Origin of the sequence: Dyadobacter jiangsuensis (genome assembly GCF_003014695.1) — a bacterium.
Classification (GTDB): Bacteria; Bacteroidota; Bacteroidia; order Cytophagales; family Spirosomataceae; genus Dyadobacter; species Dyadobacter jiangsuensis.
Window position 1 is genome coordinate 281,681 of sequence record NZ_PYAS01000006.1, and the last position, 16,944, is coordinate 298,624.

Below are 16,944 nucleotides of genomic sequence, written 5' to 3' on the forward strand. Positions count from 1 at the left end.
GTACCACATTCATCCACCGACTTTATGCTGATCCCTTATCTTATGAAAGTCAGCCTCGTGCTGGCCGTGCTTACAATGGCCTATCGCTGGCTGATTCAGTTTGAAACATTTTCAAAGCTAAATCGTGTGCTATTGTGGCTGAATGCCGTCGCAGCATGGACTTTGCCGCTCATCAGCCTGCCCAGCTGGGGTCCGGTGCAAGTACAGAACGAATTTCACCACAGCATTCCCAGGGTAGTAGGCAAGCTTCCTGCGCTTACTCAGCCGATTGCAGCGATTCAATCCGAGCCATTCCCATCGCCAGGCATCGCGGCTACTACCATGACCGCCGCCGACTGGATAACCGCCATTTACTTTACCGGAATGATCATTCTGGCTGCTTATTTCCTGTTCCAGATCGGTCGGTTGTTCCTAACCGTAGTTAAAGGCAACGCAGAACGACATGCCGACGGAACTTCCATTGTCCACGTAAGCGGTTCCGCTCCCTATTCCTTTTTCAAATGGATCGTGCTCGATCCTTCAATGCATTCGGGCCTTGCGTTGCGTAACATCATCGCGCATGAGGCCGAGCACGCCCGGCAATGGCACAGCGCGGATCTGCTGCTGGCCGAAATCCAGCGGATTTGCCTTTGGTTTAATCCGTTTGCCTGGATACATCAAAAGCTCGTACAGGAGAACCTCGAATACCTCGCCGACCGGGCCGTTTTAGATAATGGCTTCGAGAAGAAACAATATCAATACAATTTGCTCAACACGGTCATGCAGGCGCGGGAGTTACCTCTGACCAATTCATTCGCTCAGTCGCTCCTCAAAAAGCGGATCAAAATGATGAACCGGAAGCCCTCGCACTATCTGGTTTGGGTTAAGTATGTAGCTGTAATTGCATTGGTTTATATCTCATCGGCATTTGTAGCGCCTTACCGCGAGCAGATTGTCGAACTGGCGCCTGAGGTAATCAGGCCGCTTGTAAAACCGTTGGTGGGTGAGGTTATTGCATCGGCAGGGCCTGAAAGAGATTCGGCTGCATCAGTGTCTACTAAAAAAGATCCGACCGAAAATCCGGAGGACAAGGAAGAAGTTTCCGCGATTTCACAAAAAGAAAATGTAATGGAGCCTGTCAGCGATACGGTTCAAAGCCCACAGGTACCCAAAGTCAAAGGGGTTTTATTGCGGAATGATACATTGTATTGGACCATCACACCTCTGATGACCTGGGATGACATTAATGCGCTGAGAAAATTCGTACATGAATTTGGTGCGGAACTGGCAGTGAATAAGATCCAGTTCGATCCTTTTCAAGAATTCATCACTTCGATATCAGTTCTCACCCAAAGTAGCAAGCGCGGTTCATCAGGATCAGGTTCGCGGGAAGGGGATGGTGAGTTCTCACCAATTGAAGGGTATTCCGGTTATATCCGCAAAGACGGTATCGGAATGGGGCAGCGACCGCCTGCACCATTACAGATGGAGATGGAAAAAGATTATCAGGCCGCATTAGCCATTAAGAAGGGAAAAGAGGTTGACTTTTTTGAGAAAAAGCTGTTTAGCTCTATCGGGCCTAATTCTGGCGGATCAATAGACGAGGGGTTTTTCGATGGCAATGGCAATAAAGGGTTATTGGAGAGAAAAGGCTTCGGGAAGTCAGCGCAAAATACGTTGCTGTTTACCGAGAAGAATGCAAATGCAGAGTTTTACATTAATACCAAGCGCTCGACCCGGGAGGAAGCCAGCAAACTAACCATCGATAAAGTCAAGAAAATTTCTTACAGGGAAGACAACCAGCACAAGACCTATTTTATCATTTATACCAAATAACAGAAGGCGGCCCGAATGAGCCGCCTTCGCATTTTATTACCGTATGATAAGGTACTATTTCAAATTCAGCTCCTCGCCGATCGCTTTCACCTTGTCCTTCAACGAAGCGTAAACGCTGTCGAAATCCTCGTTCTTTTCCAGCGCAGCGCGTACACCCACGTAGAACTTGATCTTCGGCTCGGTACCGGACGGGCGGCAAGTGAATTTCGTACCGTCTTCGGTGAAGAACTGCAACACGTTCGACGATTCGATACCCATTTCTCCGGATGGAATAGCAACCGTATTACCCGATTTGAAATCGGTCGTGGTAAGCGCTTTGTAATCGTCCATTCTTACAACCGGCGATCCTGCGATGGTTTTCGGAGGATTAGCACGGAAATCGGCCATCATTTGCTGGATTTCGTCCGCGCCTGACTTGCCCTTTTTGGTCAGCGAGATCAGCCCTTCGTAGTAGAAACCAAACTGTTTGTAGATTTCCATCAGCATATCGAAGAGACTCAGGCCTTTGTCTTTCGCGTAAGCCGTAAGCTCTGCGATCATCGCGCAGGAAGCGATCGCGTCCTTGTCGCGCACCGCGTCGCCGATCAAGTAACCGTAGCTCTCCTCGCCGCCGCCGATGAATTGCTCCTGGCCTTCTTTCTCACGGATTACCTGTGCGATGTATTTGAAGCCCGTGAGCGTGTTATAGCATTTCACGTCGTAAGCCGCCGCCATCTTGTCGATCAGATCGGTGGTTACGATGGTTTTACACACAAATTGCGTTCCGGTGAGCTTGCCTGCGTCTTTCCATGCATTCAGGAGATAGTAAATGAGCACGCTGGCCGTCTGGTTACCATTCAGCAGCTGGATTTCGCCGTGGTGATTTTTCACGGCAATACCCACGCGGTCGGAATCAGGGTCGGTACCCATTACCAGGTCAGCGTCGATTTCCTTTGCCTTTTCAACGGCTTTGGACATTGCTTCGCTTTCTTCCGGGTTTGGATAAACCACCGTCGGGAACTGGCCGTTACCTTTCGGCTCCGCTTGTTCCTCAATCAGGGTTACCGCTTCAAAACCCATTTTCCCCAACAATTGCGGCACCAGCGTCACGCCAGTTCCGTGCAATGGGGTATATACGATTTTAAGGTCTTTCTGGCGCTCCAATGCACCTTTTGAAATCGAAAGCGAGAGAATATGGTTGATGTATTTTTCGTCCACCTCGGTACCGATCTTCGTGATTTTCGAGGCATCGCCATCAAATTTCACCTGGTCGATCGACGTGATCGCATTTACTTCGTTGATAATGTTGGTATCGTGCGGCGCCACTACCTGTGAGCCGTCGGTCCAGTAAGCCTTGTAGCCGTTATACTCCTTCGGGTTGTGCGATGCCGTTACTACCACCCCGCTTTTGCAGCCCAGCAGGCGTATCGCGAAAGAAAGTTCCGGCGTCGGGCGCAAGCCTTCGAAAAGGTAAACTGAAATACCGTTTGCCGAGAAAATATCCGCGATGATCTTCGCAAACTCATCCGATTTGATACGGCTGTCATAAGCCACTGCCACGCTTTTCGCTTCGTTCGGGAATGCTTTGTTGAGATAATTTGCCAATCCTTGCGTAGCCGTACCTACGGTGTAGCGGTTCATGCGGTTGGAACCAATGCCTATGAGGCCCCTCAATCCGCCTGTTCCGAATTCGAGGTCTTTGTAAAACGCATCCGTCAGTTCAGTATCGTTGCCTTCATCGATCAGTTGTTGAATGGATTGTTTCGTATCGATATCATAATCACCGTTGAGCCAGCTGCTCACTTTGGTCATCACATTCGGTTCCAATTTTGCAGTCATAATCAGTTAAATAGAATTAATTAAGAGAATTTTAAAATGTATGTACCGTCCTTATTTACTAACCTCCAACGGCTCCTTCTCAATCGCAGAGAACTGCTCCTTCGCGGTTTTATGGATCAACTCCGCAACAAGGCCTGTCCAACCTGTCTGGTGGCTCGCCCCGCACCCGCGGCCGTTATCACCATGGAAATATTCGTAAAACAGAACGTGGTCGTTAAAGTTAGGGTCTTTCTGCATTTTCTCATCATGGCCGTACACCGCGCGCTTTCCTTCCGAATCCTTCTTAAAAATGTCGATCAACCGGCAAGCAATAGCCAATGCGGCGTCTTTGATCGTCGTAAGGTTACCGGAATTGGTCGGGTATTCGATCATGAAATCCTCGCCGTAATAGGAGTGGAATTTCATCAGTGAGTCGAAAATGAGGTAATTAAGCGGGAACCAGATCGGCCCGCGCCAGTTGGAGTTACCGCCCATGATGTCGGTCAACGCCTCCGCAGGCGTATAATCGACCTGCAACACCTCACCGTTGATATAAAACTTGTAAGGGTTCTCCTCGTGGTATTTGGACAACGCCCGCACACCGTAATCCGAAAGAAACTCGCTCTCGTCGAGCATCCGTTTCATGATCATCTTCATCCGGTGGCCGCGCAGGATCGACAGCAGCCTGTTTTCTCCCTTACCCGATTCAAACCAACGCGAAATCAGTCTCGCGAGGTCAGGACGGTTGGCCAATACCCATTCAACCCGGCGTTTGAAAATCGGCAGCTTGTCCAGATTCTGCGGATCGAGAATTTCCACCGCAAATAACGGTATCAATCCTACGATCGAACGAACTTTCAATAGAATGCTCTGCCCATTCGGAATATGGATCACGTCGTAATAGAACTGATCTTCCTCGTCCCAAAGACTAATCGATGAGTTTTTGCCTCCAATCGATTCCATCGCGCCTGCAATGTGCAGGAAGTGCTCGAAGAATTTGGAAGCCATATCCTGGTAAACGCCGTGCACGAGCGCCACTTCCACGGAAATGCGGAGCATATTCAGCGTGTACATCGCCATCCAGCCCGTCGCGTCTGCCTGTTGCAACTTACCGCCAAACGGCATCGGCGTCGAGCGATCGAACACCCCGATATTGTCGAGCCCGAGGAAGCCGCCACTGAATATATTGTTGCCGGTATCGTCCTTCTGATTGACCCACCAGGTGAAGTTCAGCAGCAGTTTATGGAATATCTTTTCCAGGAACTCGATATCCCCTACCCCGTTGTTCTGCTCCCGGTCGATCTCATACACTTTCCAGGTTGCCCAGCCGTGTACCGGCGGGTTTACGTCGGAGAAGTTCCACTCGTACGCGGGTATCTGCCCGTTCGGGTGCATGTAGTACTCGCGCAGGAGGATTTCAAGTTGTCTTTTGGCAAAATCGGCGTCTACTCTCGCGAGCGGCACGCAATGGAAAGCCAGATCCCAGGCGGCAAACCACGGGTATTCCCATTTGTCGGGCATTGAAATGATATTGGCCGCATACAAATGCTTCCAACCCGAGTTGCGGCCCCATTTGCGGCCCTGGTTAGGCCCCGGCTGCGCTGGGTCGCCTTTCAGCCATTCATATACATTATAATAATAAAACTGCTTGCTCCAAAGCATTCCCGCGTACGATTGGCGCTGGATCGAGCGGAGGTCGGCATCGGCCACGTCGCGCTGTAAATCATCGTAAAACTCGTCGGCTTCGCGGATTCTTTTGGTAAAAAGGTCTTCAAAACCACCAAAAGGTTCGGAAATAGAATGATTAACAAAACGCAGGCGGAAAGTAAAGCTTTCACCGCCCTTGATAGTTTTGGTAAAACGCGCTGCCGCTTTCGTACCAATATTGTTCGGATTGACCGTGTTGGATTTCTGGCCGCTTACGATATAGTCGTTAATCCCGTCCTTAGGATAAGCCGTGTTATTGGCCGTACCGTAAAGCTTTTTGAAATTCGTTTCGTTCTCACAGAACAGCAGTTCATCCGCGCCGTCGAGGTAAAGGTTATATTTCCCGTGTTTCCGGTGCGTTACTTCGATCAGGCGATTGGAAATACCATTCATGATCGGCTTGTAATTGAACGCCTCGTAGCCCCACGACCAGGTATTCCGGAACATAATCTGCGGCAGCACGGTAATCGGCGCTTCTTCCTTACCCCGGTTGAACACCGTCACTTTCATCAGAATATCCTCCTCATCGGCCTTGGCGTGCTCGATAAAGATGTCGAAATACTCGTCGTTATCGAACACACCTGTGTCCATGATCTCGTACTCCGGGTCCTGTTTGCCGCGCCGGCCGTTTTCCTGGCGCAGATTGTCGTACGGGAATGGCTGCTGCGGGTACTTATACAGCATTTTAGTGTACGAATGCGTAGGCGTGCTATCGAGATAATAATACATCTCCTTCACGTCTTCCCCGTGATTCGATTCCCGGTTGGTCAGCCCAAAAATGCGCTCTTTCAGTATTTTGTCCTTATGGTTCCAGAACCCGAAAGACAGACATATATGTTGCTTGTTATCAGAAAAACCACCGATCCCGTCTTCGCCCCAGCGGTATGCTTTGGAAAGCGCCATTTCGTGGGTAATATAGTTCCAGGCATCTCCATTGCCACTATAATCCTCCCTCACCGTGCCCCATTGGCGCTCCGATAAGTAAGGTCCCCATTTCTTCCATCCCTTGTTTTCTGTTTGAAGACTTAACCTAACTTTTTCAGCTCCTTGTGCCATTAATCCGTCAATTTTTCGAAAGGAATGAATTTCAATAATTACCCAATTTAGAAAACCGGTTTTCAAAAACACCAGAAACCGGAAGAAAATTGAAAAAATTTAACAATCCGGCAACCGGTCGTCTGCGGCCACAAAAAAGCGTATAATCGACTCATAATGAGTCAAAATAAGTAACCCACGAATACTTGCAATTACTGGGCAGGGTTGTCTATTCGGATAATGTCATACGAAACGTCCCCGGCGAAGAAGTACGTAAGCGCAGCCGCCTTTTGCGAGGTTTCGACCAACAGGGGATGCCGGTCGGCGTGTAGCAATTCCTCCACATCCGATACATATTCCTTGAACATCAACGGATTGGGCAATTGATAGAACTGCCCGTCGGCGGCTTTCAATACCGGAACAGGCGTTACTTTTCCACCCGCATTCAACAGGCCATAACGACGCCTCGCTTCGACATAGGCTTCGTCGGTCGCGTCAAAAACGATGTGTTCAACCGGCTTTTCGACGGCTATGTTTGCGGCTATACGCTTATCGAGCGTTTCGAGCAATGCCCGGAACGCCCATGTGTGCTTACCCGAGCGTATACGCTCACGCAGCGACTGGCGCACGAGATAGGTCAATGCCTGGGTTACGTTCAAGCCAATTTCCGCCATTTGTTTGAAAATGAAAGAGGTCGGCGACATTCCCGGGATCGTGTTCGGGTCGTGGAGCAGGATAGTGCCGTTTTCCGTGAGGAAGCCATCGATCCGCACGCAAGCTGTAATACCCAGCTGCTGGAACGTCGCGGCGATCATCTGCTGAATTTCCTGGTTCTTTTCGAGCGAAGTATCTACCGGAATACGCTTGCGGCTGGCACCAGGCTTATATTTTGCATTAAAGTCAAATACCTTCACCATTTTGATCACCTCGCTCGGCGGCAATGCGAGCGGTGAACCGTCGTCGAATTGAATACAGCCGCAGGAAAACTCCTGACCGTTTACAAACTCCTCGACCAGCACCTGGTCTTCTGCATTCGAGCTGCTCAGCAGTGCGTGGTTATTGCCTTCCGAGAAATAGATTTCGAGCTCGCTGATCAGCGTCGTAGGATGGTAGATTGTTTTCCCGTCCAGGATCACCGGGAAACCGATACCTTCATCCAGATTAGCTATTTTTTGGCCCCAGGCCAGCTTTTCGGCTTCATCCAACTCCTTCCAGGTCTCCGCATCGAGCTCAATCTGAAAAAAGCATTGGTTTACGGCCGACACAAATTCCTCCAGAGAATCCTCCTTCACAATCGCCACGCCGATCGACGACCCCTGGTGAGGAGCCTTAATGACCAATGGCAGTCCGAGATGCTTTTTCAAAACCTGAAAAAGCAATGGGTAATCCTTAGGAACCCATTGGCTGTATTTGAGCGTCCAACTCTTTTTCTCCTGCCCGTTTACGAGGGCAATCATTTCGTTTTGTAATATCTTATCAATTCCCACAGCCGACCCCATCAAACCCGGACCGCTGTAAGGGATTTTGTACCATTCCAGCAAGCCCTGGATTGCACCGTCTTCGCAATCGGGCCCGTGCATGGCCAGGAATACGAAATCGAAATGTTCTTTAAATTCAGCCGGCGAAATCAGTTTCCCGATTTCGGCGGGAATACCGGCCGCGGCCAGTTCGGGAAAAGATTCGATGTACGTTTTGAAACCATCTTTTTGAATGCCCGGCGCGGGATAAAACTCCCGGATTTCGGACGAATACATCAATTCCTTTTGCAGCAGAATGAACCTGCCAAAGCTGTCCACAAAAACCGGTACCGGCTCAAAAAGTGACTTATCGAGGTATTCAAATGCTGTTTTACCACCTGCAAATGATATCTCCCGCTCGCGGGAAGGACCTCCAAAAAAAATTCCGATACGCATGTTTGATATTCCTGATTAATGCATTCCAATGATGCCCGCAATATAAGTGACTAATCGGGAGGAATCAATTTCTGCCTATTTACCGCGCGGATTAAAAAGCAAAAAGCAGCTTCCCGTTAAGGAAACTGCTTTTGATCAATATTTGATAGGAATTTTCCGCTGTTATGCCAGCTCAGGCACGTTCGAGGAAACAACCTTATTAATGTAAGGCACCGCTTTGCGGATCGATTCTTCCAAGCCTGCACGGAAAGTCATCGCGCTCATCGGGCAGCTTTGGCAGGAGCCTTGCAGTTCCAGTTTCACAGTCATGTCGTCCGTCAGCTCCACCAATTTCACATCGCCTCCGTCAGCATGCAGGTAAGGACGCACCGTTTCGAGCGCCTGCTCGATCAATTCTATGGTTTTTTCTTTTGAATCCATTGTTAAAAAGTCTGTCTGCTAAGATGCAAGATTATATCCAAAAAATCAAATCATTCAGTTACTAACTACTAAACCTGGATTTCGACCGCTTTGGTTTTCTCGCGCGATGCATTCCGGATCGCTATCTGCTGCGCCAATGCCTCAGCGGCATCCATAAATGCCTCGTTCACGATCTCGTTCGTATCCATTACAGCCGGACGGCCGTCGTCACCCGCCTCACGAATGCCCTGTACCAACGGGATTTGCCCAATCAGAGGCACATCGAACTTATCTGCCAGCGACTGACCGCCTCCTTTGCCAAAAATATGGTATTTGTGGTTCGGCAATTCTTCCGGCGTAAACCAGGCCATATTTTCAATTACACCTAGAACAGGCACATTAATCTGCGGCTGCTTGAACATCGACAGACCTTTCACAGCGTCGGCCAACGCCACTTTCTGAGGGGTAGTTACCACCACCGCACCGGTTACCGGAACAGTTTGGACTAACGTAAGGTGAATATCGCTCGTGCCGGGCGGCAAATCGATCAACAGGTAATCCAGATCGCCCCAGTCGGTATCGCCGAAGAACTGACGCAATGCCTGGCTAGCCATTGGTCCGCGCCAAACCACCGCACTGTCCGGCGGCGTCAGGAAGCCTATTGACATCATTTTGATACCATATTGGCGGATTGGGTTAATATAGTTTTTTCCGTCCTTCGGTGTAATCGTGGGCTGCATATTCTCCGCACCGAACATCACCGGGATCGAAGGGCCTGAAATATCCGCATCGATAATACCCACTTTCGCGCCCGAGCGGTGCAATGCCATCGCGAGGTTGGCGGTAACTGTCGATTTACCTACCCCACCCTTGCCGGACGAGATCGCAATCACGTTTTTCACGCCGGGGATCAACGGGCCCGTGTGGCGGGTAGTCGTCACATTGGCAGTGAGTTTGATGATCACCTCCACCTCCGGACTCAGATGCTCGTGGATCGCATTCTCGCAATTCTTCCTGATCAGTTCTTTGAGGGGACAAGCGGGGGTAGTCAGCACTACGGTAAACCGAACCTGGTTTACACCGATTTCTATATCCTGGATCATACCGAGCGTCACCAGATCCTTTTTCAGATCGGGCTCTTCCACAGTACTCAACGCCTGCAATACTTTTTCTTTATTGATTGTAAATTCTCCCATTATTATGGTTGGTACTTTGACTTGATATTATGCAACACGAAATGCCGCCAATGAGTTTGTTACATTCCCGGAAATTCTCCGATCCTACGTTCCACTTCCTCCATTTCAGCGGAAACATCCACGGTGCGTGAAATAGCATTCAGCTTACTCCACAGCGATTTCAGCATTTTTAAATGCCCCGGCGTAAGGCCATGCTGCGGCCGATGGGCCAGGGTATCCCGAACAGACGCCCATTCGTTCATGAACTTCAAAGAGGCGGCATCGATATAATTTTGTGCAAATGCATTGAAAACGTATTCCTCCGCCAAGCTGCTGGGGTGGATCATATCTTCCTTATAAAAGCGGTAATCGCGCAATTCGTCGATCATGATCTCATAAGACGGGAAGTACTCAACATGCTTGTATTTCTCTGAAAGGCGGTGGGCTACCAGGCGCAATGTCGATTTGCTCACCTGATTGAGCGGAAGCGTATCACGCGTGTGACGCACGGGGCTTACCGTCAGCAGTATGCGCAGCTTGCGGTTATAGGGGATCAGTTTCTGGATCAATTGCTCGAATGCAATCGAAATCTGATCGAAATGAAGGAGCTCTTTGATAAAACGGTCGGCTGGCACTTTGTGGCAGTTGCCGACGATCAGGTTGGTCTTCCGGTGGCGGTACGCATAGGCGGTACCAAGCGTAATCACCAACACATCGGCCTCGGCCAGAAATTCACGGATCTCATCCAACTGGTCGGAAAGCTGTGCATCTAATGCACCCTGTCCCGCGGCCCATTGCGACGAATGGAAATCGTGATGCAGCCAGATCTGATCAGGATTTTGCAGGAACAATGCCGGATTAGGCCTCTTCCCTTCCATCGCATTGTCGAGTATTTTGCATATCGTCAACGGGTTGAACACCGTACCCACCGGATTATTGAGCACATCGAACTTATAACTCCCCAACTGGCTGCCGAGCACCTCGGCAAAGCAGGAGCCGATGGTCAGTATTTTAGTGTGGTGATCAATCTTCCAATCCGGGGCATCCAGGGCAACTTCCGTACTCAACTTTATTTCCTTCATTACATAAAAACGACAAGCGGGCTACAAAATTAAGCATGAAAACCACAGGATTTCACTAAATGCTGGGGTTTAGCAATTTATAATTTGGGTTATAGGAAAATTTTATATGTTTGGCTGCATTTCAGAACACACTATAAACTGTCAAATCTATGGATGAAAGGGGCTACCCGTTCGAAATCGGCGTTGATCGGCTGATTTATAAATTTGAAAGTGTCAGTGAGAATAAAACAATTCTAAAAACTGTTTCTTTTGAGCGGATTGCCGACACCAATATATTCAACCTTGCGTTGCTCGATCCCGTAGAAAATGGTGAATTGAGCGACCAGATAGAAAGTAGAAACGGCGATCTACAGCTAGTACTAGCCACCGTTTTTCAAATAGTCTGTGATTTCTTAAACCGGTTTCCCGACTCCATTGTCAGTTTTCGTGGGAGTGACGCGCGCAGACACAGGTTGTACAGGATTGCCATTTCACGCGAACTGGCTAACGTAGCTGGGAAATATGAAGTATATGGCATCACAGCCATACAAGAAGTGGTTTTCTTTGCGCCGAATGTAGATTACGAACATTATTTTATCAAAAAATTATAGCTATGAACAAGCGACAAGATTTCAAACTAACTCCGGAACAACAGAAAATAGTTGACGAAAAAGTAAGGGTGCTTACGGAGGCCGTAAAAAACGTTGACTTCAATAATTTACCAAAACGCGAAAGCCATCCGGATATTTCCAAGTCGGCAAATGGTTCAAAACATACCGGAAAAGCATAAAGGCAGACTCATTACCATGCTAGAAACCATCATACCTCTTCGCCGACTTACGTTGGCGATGTTTATCACCGCGATTTCCACAGTAGCTGGCTGCGCCCAACCCTCGGAAAAACCAAAAACAACCGCGCAACAATACGAATTCGCCCCCACCCCATCCTGGCAGGACGAGTTCAACACACCCGGCAAGCCCGACCCTGCCAAATGGAGCTACGATCTCGGCGACCATGGCTGGGGAAATAATGAGCTGGAAAACTATACCGAAAAAATCGAGAACGCTAAAGTCGAAAATGGCAACCTGGTAATCACGGCCATTAAGGAACCCTCAGGCAAGCAGCAGTACAGTTCGGCGCGGCTGGTGTCGAAAGGGAAAGCGGATTTTACGTATGGAAAATTCGAGATCAGGGCGAAGCTGCCAAAGGGGCGCGGGACCTGGCCGGCAATCTGGATGCTCGCAAGCGGCAACAGTTACGGCAATAAAGGCTGGCCGGATAATGGCGAGATCGACATTATGGAGCACGTGGGCTTTGACCAGGACCGGCTGCATGGGAATATCCATACGAAAGCATTCAACCACGCGATTAAGACCAACAAAGGTAACAATGTGATCGTGAAAGGACTTTCGGAAGATTTTCATGTGTACACGTGCGAATGGACGCCCGAGACGGTTAAGATACTTGTCGATGGAAATGCCTATTTCACATTCCAAAAGGAAGCGACCTACCAATGGCCGGAATGGCCATTCGACAAGCCGTTTCATTTAATTTTAAATGTCGCAGTAGGTGGCAACTGGGGTGGGCAAAAGGGCGTGGATGACAGCATTTTCCCGCAAAAAATGGAGGTCGATTACGTGCGCGTGTACCCGCTCGTGACGAAGTAGCAGCTTTGAAAATCCAGTGCACGGAAGTATCTTGCACCATGGATCATTTCGTTGTTTCGGCCAGGAAGTATCGTCCCGTCACCTTTGATTCGGTGGTGGGTCAATCACACATCACTACCACATTAAAGAATGCCATTCGCACCAATCACCTCGCACAAGCTTTCCTTTTCTGCGGTCCGCGCGGGGTGGGAAAAACTACGTGCGCGCGTATTTTGGCCAAAACCATCAACTGCCAGAACCTGGGAGATGATGTAGAGGCCTGCGGCGAATGCGAGTCTTGCGTGAGCTTCCAGAACAACGCTTCCTTTAATATCCACGAGCTCGATGCGGCTTCCAACAACTCCGTGGAGGACATTCGTAACCTGATCGACCAGGTGCGCTACCCGCCCCAGACCGGAAAGTACAAGATCTATATTATTGATGAGGTTCACATGCTTTCGCAGGCTGCTTTCAATGCATTCCTGAAAACATTGGAAGAGCCGCCGTCGTATGCCATTTTCATCCTTGCCACGACGGAGAAACACAAGATCCTGCCGACGATCCTTTCGCGCTGCCAGATCTTCGACTTCAACCGCATTCAATCGAAGGACATCGCGCATCACCTTGCCGATATTGCCCAAAAGGAAGGTATCAATGCGGAACATGAAGCCCTTGAACTGATCGGTCAGAAAGCCGATGGCGGTTTGCGCGACGCGCTTTCGATGTTCGACCTTAACGTCACGTTTTCCACCAACAACCACCTCACTTACGCGGCGGTGCTGGAAAACCTGCACATTCTCGACTACGATTATTATTTCAAAATCACGGACGCGCTCACAGCGGGCAGCATTGCACGCTCGCTGGTGTTGTTTGATGAAATTTTAAGAAAAGGGTTCGACGGCCACCTGTTTGTCATAGGCCTTCTGGAACACTTCCGGAACCTGCTCGTGTGCAAAGACCCGGCGACGGTAACCCTGTTACAGGTTTCTGAATCTGCCGAGCGGAAATACCTTGAACAGTCCTTAATGGCCGATCTCAGCTTCCTGCTCTCGGCGCTGAGCATTACGGGACAATGCGATATCAATTATAAATCGGCGAAAAACCAGCGGTTGCATGTGGAGCTCTGTCTCATGAAACTCGCCAATTTGCCCCAGGTTCTTCAACTTCATTCTCTTGCTGCCGTTGATGAAACGGCAAAAAAAAAAGTTGAGCCTCAACAATCCCTGAACAGTTCGGCAGCTCCATCACCGGCAGCACCTCAACCTGCGGCGTCTGCCAATACCCAGTCGAACGGAAGTGCTTACGCGAATGTACCCGCACAACCGGCAGCTGCATCACAACAAGTAACTCCACAGCAAGCTGCTCCCTCACGCCTGAAAAGCACCGTTTCGCTGACGCAATCGCTCACTCCACCGGCACAGCAACCTGCAAAGCAAAGCAATGTCGAGGCTTCTGTTGAATATGCCGCTGCTCCAAATGGTGCGAAAAGAGAAGAATTAACACTGGCAAACTTGCAGCGTTTCTGGTACGAATTCTCCCAAAAACGCCTGCAAGCCGGGAATTCAACGACGGAGCAAATCACATTGAACCGTGAAATTCAGCTGAATGGTACCGTTATCGAAATCGCGCTCGACAATGATCACCAGCAGGATGCAGTAATGAATATGCGGTATGAGTTGCTGGGTTTCCTAAAATTACGGCTGGATGCGCCCAAACTGGATATTAATCCCCGCGTAGCACCACAAGAGGTAAACAGGCTGCCTTACACGCCTGCCGAGAAATTCAACTTTTTAGCAGAAAAAAACCCTTATTTACTCGAATTGAAGCAAGCGCTGGGGTTGGATGTGGATTTCTAATGTTGGGAGAGCTTCCTTTTCAGAAACAGTTTGTGCAAATGAAGTACTTGCGGGATCAGCTCGGAAGCATCGTCATTATTCACAATATAATCGGCTATTTCCCGCCTGGATTCATCAGAAACCTGCCGCTCGATAATCGCCCTGATTTCCTGCTCCGGGCGTTTGTCCCTTTGCAATATCCTCTGAACTCGTAACTCGACCGGTGCTTCCACTACCACGACGACGTCTACGGCATTTGCATGCCCTGCCTTGGCCATAATAGCCGCCTCCTTCAACACATATGGCGCTCCCGCATTTTGCATAACCCATGCTTTCGTGTCACTGAGTACAACAGGATGAATGATCGCATTCAGTTCTTTCAATAACGGCTCATTCCTGAAAACCCTGGAAGCGACGTAGCGTGTGTTATACATTCCCCCGCTATCATAAGCCTCATCACCAAGCAATGCTATTACCTTCTCCCGAATCTCCGGATCGTTGTTGGTAAGCCATTTGGCACGACTGTCGGCATAGTAAACGGGAATATCCAGACATTCGAATAACCGGCAAACCATACTTTTACCAGAACCAATACCCCCGGTAACACCTATCAGAAGCGGAAGATCCATATGATTATCAGTCAAATGAGGGAATAAGCTATTGCTGTGGCGGTGCGATGAGGAATTGCGCAACTTCGAAGCTCACGTAAACATCACGATGGCTCACTTCCACCAATGGGGAAACCGGCAGCGGGATAGGCAAACTCTCATCGTAATTGTTCTGAATTTTAGGCGTAGGCACGCGTACCTTGATCGTATCCGGGAAAGTTTTAATCAGTGAAACCGGTCCGTCCACTGAAATAAGTGACGGTGAGACATTAATGAAGCTGGAAATCACATAGCCTTCACGTACATCAATGCCCGCACTATCGACGCGAATAGGAATAATTTTCCTGATTTTAGGCTCAAAATTCAGTTCAAAAGTATCTGCTACCACATAGTTGACATGCAGATTAGGGAACATTTCCGTGATCTGGTCGGTGAGCGTGGTCGAGTTGATAAAACTGGACACCGTCGGATTCTGAACGCGGTAAACTACCGGATTGGCATTAAAATTCAGCCAGGATTTTTGAAGCAAAGTCCAGCCATCTCCCGTTACATTCACCGAAATCCGTTTGGGAAGCGGCTGCATCGGCACATAGGCTGAGTTATCATACTCGATCGACAGCGGATAATTCAGTTTAAGGGAATAATTGTCCTTATTGAGGACATTCATTAACCAAAAAAAGGATGCTGCAAGCAAGCATCCTATAAACGTTTTGATCCTGTTCTGGTTGGGTGGGACTTGACTCACAACAATTTTGAAAATGCATGCATTAGCAGGAATGCATGCCGTTCATGATTAGTTTTACCCGGCAATGGTACGCGAAATGGCCGATTTTTCGACCGTCAGTTTCACTCCTTTGTCCAACTCAAGCGTAACCGTCGATTCTTCCACTGTATAAATTCTGGCGTGGATACCGCCGATCGTTACCACCTCGTCGCCTTTTTTCAGGTTATTGAGCAATTCTTTCTGTTCCTTCTGCTTTTTCTGCTGCGGACGGATCATGAAAAAGTAAAATACCCCGATAATACCGACCCACATCACGACCTGGTAAATCATGCCCTGGGAGCCGCCGGCTGCTTGTGCTAAAATAGAATAATTCATTGTAGTAGATGGGTTGTATAAATATTACTTCTTCGCCGTCGTCGAATCTGCGACGGCCGGCTGAGGTGCTGCATTTACAATACCTTTCAGCCTTAATTCCGTATTAGCCGGTTCCGTATTGGCGTAAACAGTGATCGTTTTGACCTGCGGGCCAGCTTTGTGCTTGCTATCGAAACGGACCTTGATACTCGAAGTCTGTTTCGGCCCGATCGGATCCTTCGGCCACTCGGGCGTGGTACACCCGCACGAAGAGCTGATGTTATTGAGGATCAACGGATATTCGCCATCGTTACGGAATTTGAATTCGTGTTCCACAATGGCGCCTTCCTGGATCGTACCGAAATCATATTCCGTGCTGTCGATCAAAGCAAAAACAGGCAGCTTTGAATTTGCCTGTTTTTCTTCACCATTCTTTTCATTTTTGGAGCAACCGGAAAAAGCCAGCGCTATTCCCAGAAACGCGAAAAGGGCTATTTTTTTCATAGGTCATTCGCTGGCCTGGCCCTTGATCTGCGCCATCAGGCGGTCTACGTCTTCCAGAAGCTTTTCGGCTTTTTCACGCGCATCATTCACAACACGCTCGCCTTCAGTCCTGGAAAAATTGTCAGGCAAGTCCTTCTTATCGACCAGGTCCTGAATCACTTCTTGCAATTTCTCACGGTACTTGGACAGTCTGTACGTCAATTGGGTACGTAGCACCTCTCCTTTGTCGGGAGCATAAAGGATACCCAATGCTGCACCGGTGGCAGCGCCTGTCAGAAATGCGATTAAAGTATTACTGGTTTTACTCATGGTTTCTGCTGTTTTTTTGCTGCAAACGGGTGTCAGCTCATGTATTTATAATGGCCTCCAAA

At 49.0% G+C, this 16,944-nt stretch carries 15 protein-coding genes; 4 read left to right on the forward strand and 11 right to left on the reverse strand.

From position 1 onward, the window contains the following. Positions 1 to 42 precede the first annotated feature (42 nt). On the forward strand, positions 43 to 1,815 hold the full coding sequence (locus CLV60_RS14490; protein WP_229210972.1) for a M56 family metallopeptidase: 1,773 nt from the start codon (positions 43 to 45) through the stop codon (positions 1,813 to 1,815). 54 nt (positions 1,816 to 1,869) lie between these two features. Here the strand turns inward: CLV60_RS14490 and CLV60_RS14495 are convergent, their stop codons facing one another. The 6 genes from CLV60_RS14495 to CLV60_RS14520 all read right to left on the reverse strand — a co-directional run bounded on the left by CLV60_RS14495 (position 1,870) and on the right by CLV60_RS14520 (position 10,923). After that, positions 1,870 to 3,633 carry a phospho-sugar mutase gene (locus CLV60_RS14495; RefSeq protein WP_106596081.1) on the reverse strand — a complete coding sequence of 588 codons (1,764 nt, stop codon included), beginning with the start codon at positions 3,631 to 3,633 and terminating at the stop codon, positions 1,870 to 1,872. Between the two features lie 51 nt (positions 3,634 to 3,684). After that, complete coding sequence (locus tag CLV60_RS14500) at positions 3,685 to 6,375, reverse strand: MGH1-like glycoside hydrolase domain-containing protein (RefSeq protein WP_106596082.1); 2,691 nt, start codon at positions 6,373 to 6,375, stop codon at positions 3,685 to 3,687. 191 nt (positions 6,376 to 6,566) lie between these two features. Then, complete coding sequence (locus CLV60_RS14505; RefSeq protein ID WP_106596083.1) at positions 6,567 to 8,267, reverse strand: D-alanine--D-alanine ligase family protein; 1,701 nt, start codon at positions 8,265 to 8,267, stop codon at positions 6,567 to 6,569. Between the two features lie 162 nt (positions 8,268 to 8,429). Beyond that, positions 8,430 to 8,687, reverse strand: coding sequence for a NifU family protein (locus CLV60_RS14510; protein WP_106596084.1), 258 nt, complete (start codon positions 8,685 to 8,687; stop codon positions 8,430 to 8,432). A gap of 68 nt (positions 8,688 to 8,755) precedes the next feature. After that, positions 8,756 to 9,862, reverse strand: a complete 1,107-nt coding sequence (locus CLV60_RS14515; RefSeq protein WP_106596085.1) for an Mrp/NBP35 family ATP-binding protein — start codon at positions 9,860 to 9,862, stop codon at positions 8,756 to 8,758. Between the two features lie 59 nt (positions 9,863 to 9,921). Further along, positions 9,922 to 10,923 carry a GSCFA domain-containing protein gene (locus CLV60_RS14520; protein ID WP_106596086.1) on the reverse strand — a complete coding sequence of 334 codons (1,002 nt, stop codon included), beginning with the start codon at positions 10,921 to 10,923 and terminating at the stop codon, positions 9,922 to 9,924. A gap of 149 nt (positions 10,924 to 11,072) precedes the next feature. On the opposite strand from CLV60_RS14520, the gene CLV60_RS14525 reads away from it, so the two are divergent. From CLV60_RS14525 to CLV60_RS14535, 3 genes are all read left to right on the forward strand, one after another. Next, positions 11,073 to 11,513 (forward strand): DUF6934 family protein, encoded by a 441-nt coding sequence (locus CLV60_RS14525; RefSeq protein WP_106596087.1) that lies wholly within the window; start codon positions 11,073 to 11,075, stop codon positions 11,511 to 11,513. Between the two features lie 237 nt (positions 11,514 to 11,750). Beyond that, positions 11,751 to 12,569 carry a glycoside hydrolase family 16 protein gene (locus CLV60_RS14530; RefSeq protein ID WP_106596088.1) on the forward strand — a complete coding sequence of 273 codons (819 nt, stop codon included), beginning with the start codon at positions 11,751 to 11,753 and terminating at the stop codon, positions 12,567 to 12,569. 38 nt (positions 12,570 to 12,607) lie between these two features. Beyond that, complete coding sequence (locus tag CLV60_RS14535; RefSeq protein WP_106596089.1) at positions 12,608 to 14,404, forward strand: DNA polymerase III subunit gamma/tau; 1,797 nt, start codon at positions 12,608 to 12,610, stop codon at positions 14,402 to 14,404. On the opposite strand, the gene coaE is transcribed toward CLV60_RS14535, so the two are convergent. The 5 genes from coaE to CLV60_RS14560 form a co-directional block, all read right to left on the reverse strand. Continuing rightward, positions 14,401 to 15,012 carry a dephospho-CoA kinase gene (coaE, locus tag CLV60_RS14540; RefSeq protein WP_106596090.1) on the reverse strand — a complete coding sequence of 204 codons (612 nt, stop codon included), beginning with the start codon at positions 15,010 to 15,012 and terminating at the stop codon, positions 14,401 to 14,403. The genes CLV60_RS14535 and coaE overlap by 4 nt on opposite strands. Before the next feature lie 28 nt (positions 15,013 to 15,040). Continuing rightward, positions 15,041 to 15,658, reverse strand: a complete 618-nt coding sequence (locus tag CLV60_RS14545) for a YbbR-like domain-containing protein (RefSeq protein ID WP_106596231.1) — start codon at positions 15,656 to 15,658, stop codon at positions 15,041 to 15,043. Positions 15,659 to 15,790: 132 nt separating this feature from the next. Beyond that, positions 15,791 to 16,090, reverse strand: coding sequence for a preprotein translocase subunit YajC (gene yajC / locus CLV60_RS14550; RefSeq protein WP_106596091.1), 300 nt, complete (start codon positions 16,088 to 16,090; stop codon positions 15,791 to 15,793). Positions 16,091 to 16,114: 24 nt separating this feature from the next. Next, the gene (locus CLV60_RS14555) at positions 16,115 to 16,573 is read right to left on the reverse strand and encodes a DUF1573 domain-containing protein (RefSeq protein WP_106596092.1); all 459 of its coding nucleotides are present in this window, start codon (positions 16,571 to 16,573) and stop codon (positions 16,115 to 16,117) included. 3 nt (positions 16,574 to 16,576) lie between these two features. After that, positions 16,577 to 16,882 (reverse strand): YtxH domain-containing protein, encoded by a 306-nt coding sequence (locus tag CLV60_RS14560; protein ID WP_106596093.1) that lies wholly within the window; start codon positions 16,880 to 16,882, stop codon positions 16,577 to 16,579. Between the last annotated feature and the right edge of the window lie 62 nt (positions 16,883 to 16,944).

What these genes read in the sequence shown, in the direction of transcription:
- CLV60_RS14490 (WP_229210972.1), top strand. Translation starts at nt 43, where the DNA reads ATGAAAGTCAGCCTCGTGCTGGCCGTGCTTACAATGGCCTATCGCTGG.
- CLV60_RS14495 (WP_106596081.1), bottom strand. Translation starts at nt 3,633, where the DNA reads ATGACTGCAAAATTGGAACCGAATGTGATGACCAAAGTGAGCAGCTGG.
- CLV60_RS14500 (WP_106596082.1), bottom strand. Translation starts at nt 6,375, where the DNA reads ATGGCACAAGGAGCTGAAAAAGTTAGGTTAAGTCTTCAAACAGAAAAC.
- CLV60_RS14505 (WP_106596083.1), bottom strand. Translation starts at nt 8,267, where the DNA reads ATGCGTATCGGAATTTTTTTTGGAGGTCCTTCCCGCGAGCGGGAGATA.
- CLV60_RS14510 (WP_106596084.1), bottom strand. Translation starts at nt 8,687, where the DNA reads ATGGATTCAAAAGAAAAAACCATAGAATTGATCGAGCAGGCGCTCGAA.
- CLV60_RS14515 (WP_106596085.1), bottom strand. Translation starts at nt 9,862, where the DNA reads ATGGGAGAATTTACAATCAATAAAGAAAAAGTATTGCAGGCGTTGAGT.
- CLV60_RS14520 (WP_106596086.1), bottom strand. Translation starts at nt 10,923, where the DNA reads ATGAAGGAAATAAAGTTGAGTACGGAAGTTGCCCTGGATGCCCCGGAT.
- CLV60_RS14525 (WP_106596087.1), top strand. Translation starts at nt 11,073, where the DNA reads ATGGATGAAAGGGGCTACCCGTTCGAAATCGGCGTTGATCGGCTGATT.
- CLV60_RS14530 (WP_106596088.1), top strand. Translation starts at nt 11,751, where the DNA reads ATGTTTATCACCGCGATTTCCACAGTAGCTGGCTGCGCCCAACCCTCG.
- CLV60_RS14535 (WP_106596089.1), top strand. Translation starts at nt 12,608, where the DNA reads ATGGATCATTTCGTTGTTTCGGCCAGGAAGTATCGTCCCGTCACCTTT.
- coaE (WP_106596090.1), bottom strand. Translation starts at nt 15,012, where the DNA reads ATGGATCTTCCGCTTCTGATAGGTGTTACCGGGGGTATTGGTTCTGGT.
- CLV60_RS14545 (WP_106596231.1), bottom strand. Translation starts at nt 15,658, where the DNA reads ATGAATGTCCTCAATAAGGACAATTATTCCCTTAAACTGAATTATCCG.
- yajC (WP_106596091.1), bottom strand. Translation starts at nt 16,090, where the DNA reads ATGAATTATTCTATTTTAGCACAAGCAGCCGGCGGCTCCCAGGGCATG.
- CLV60_RS14555 (WP_106596092.1), bottom strand. Translation starts at nt 16,573, where the DNA reads ATGAAAAAAATAGCCCTTTTCGCGTTTCTGGGAATAGCGCTGGCTTTT.
- CLV60_RS14560 (WP_106596093.1), bottom strand. Translation starts at nt 16,882, where the DNA reads ATGAGTAAAACCAGTAATACTTTAATCGCATTTCTGACAGGCGCTGCC.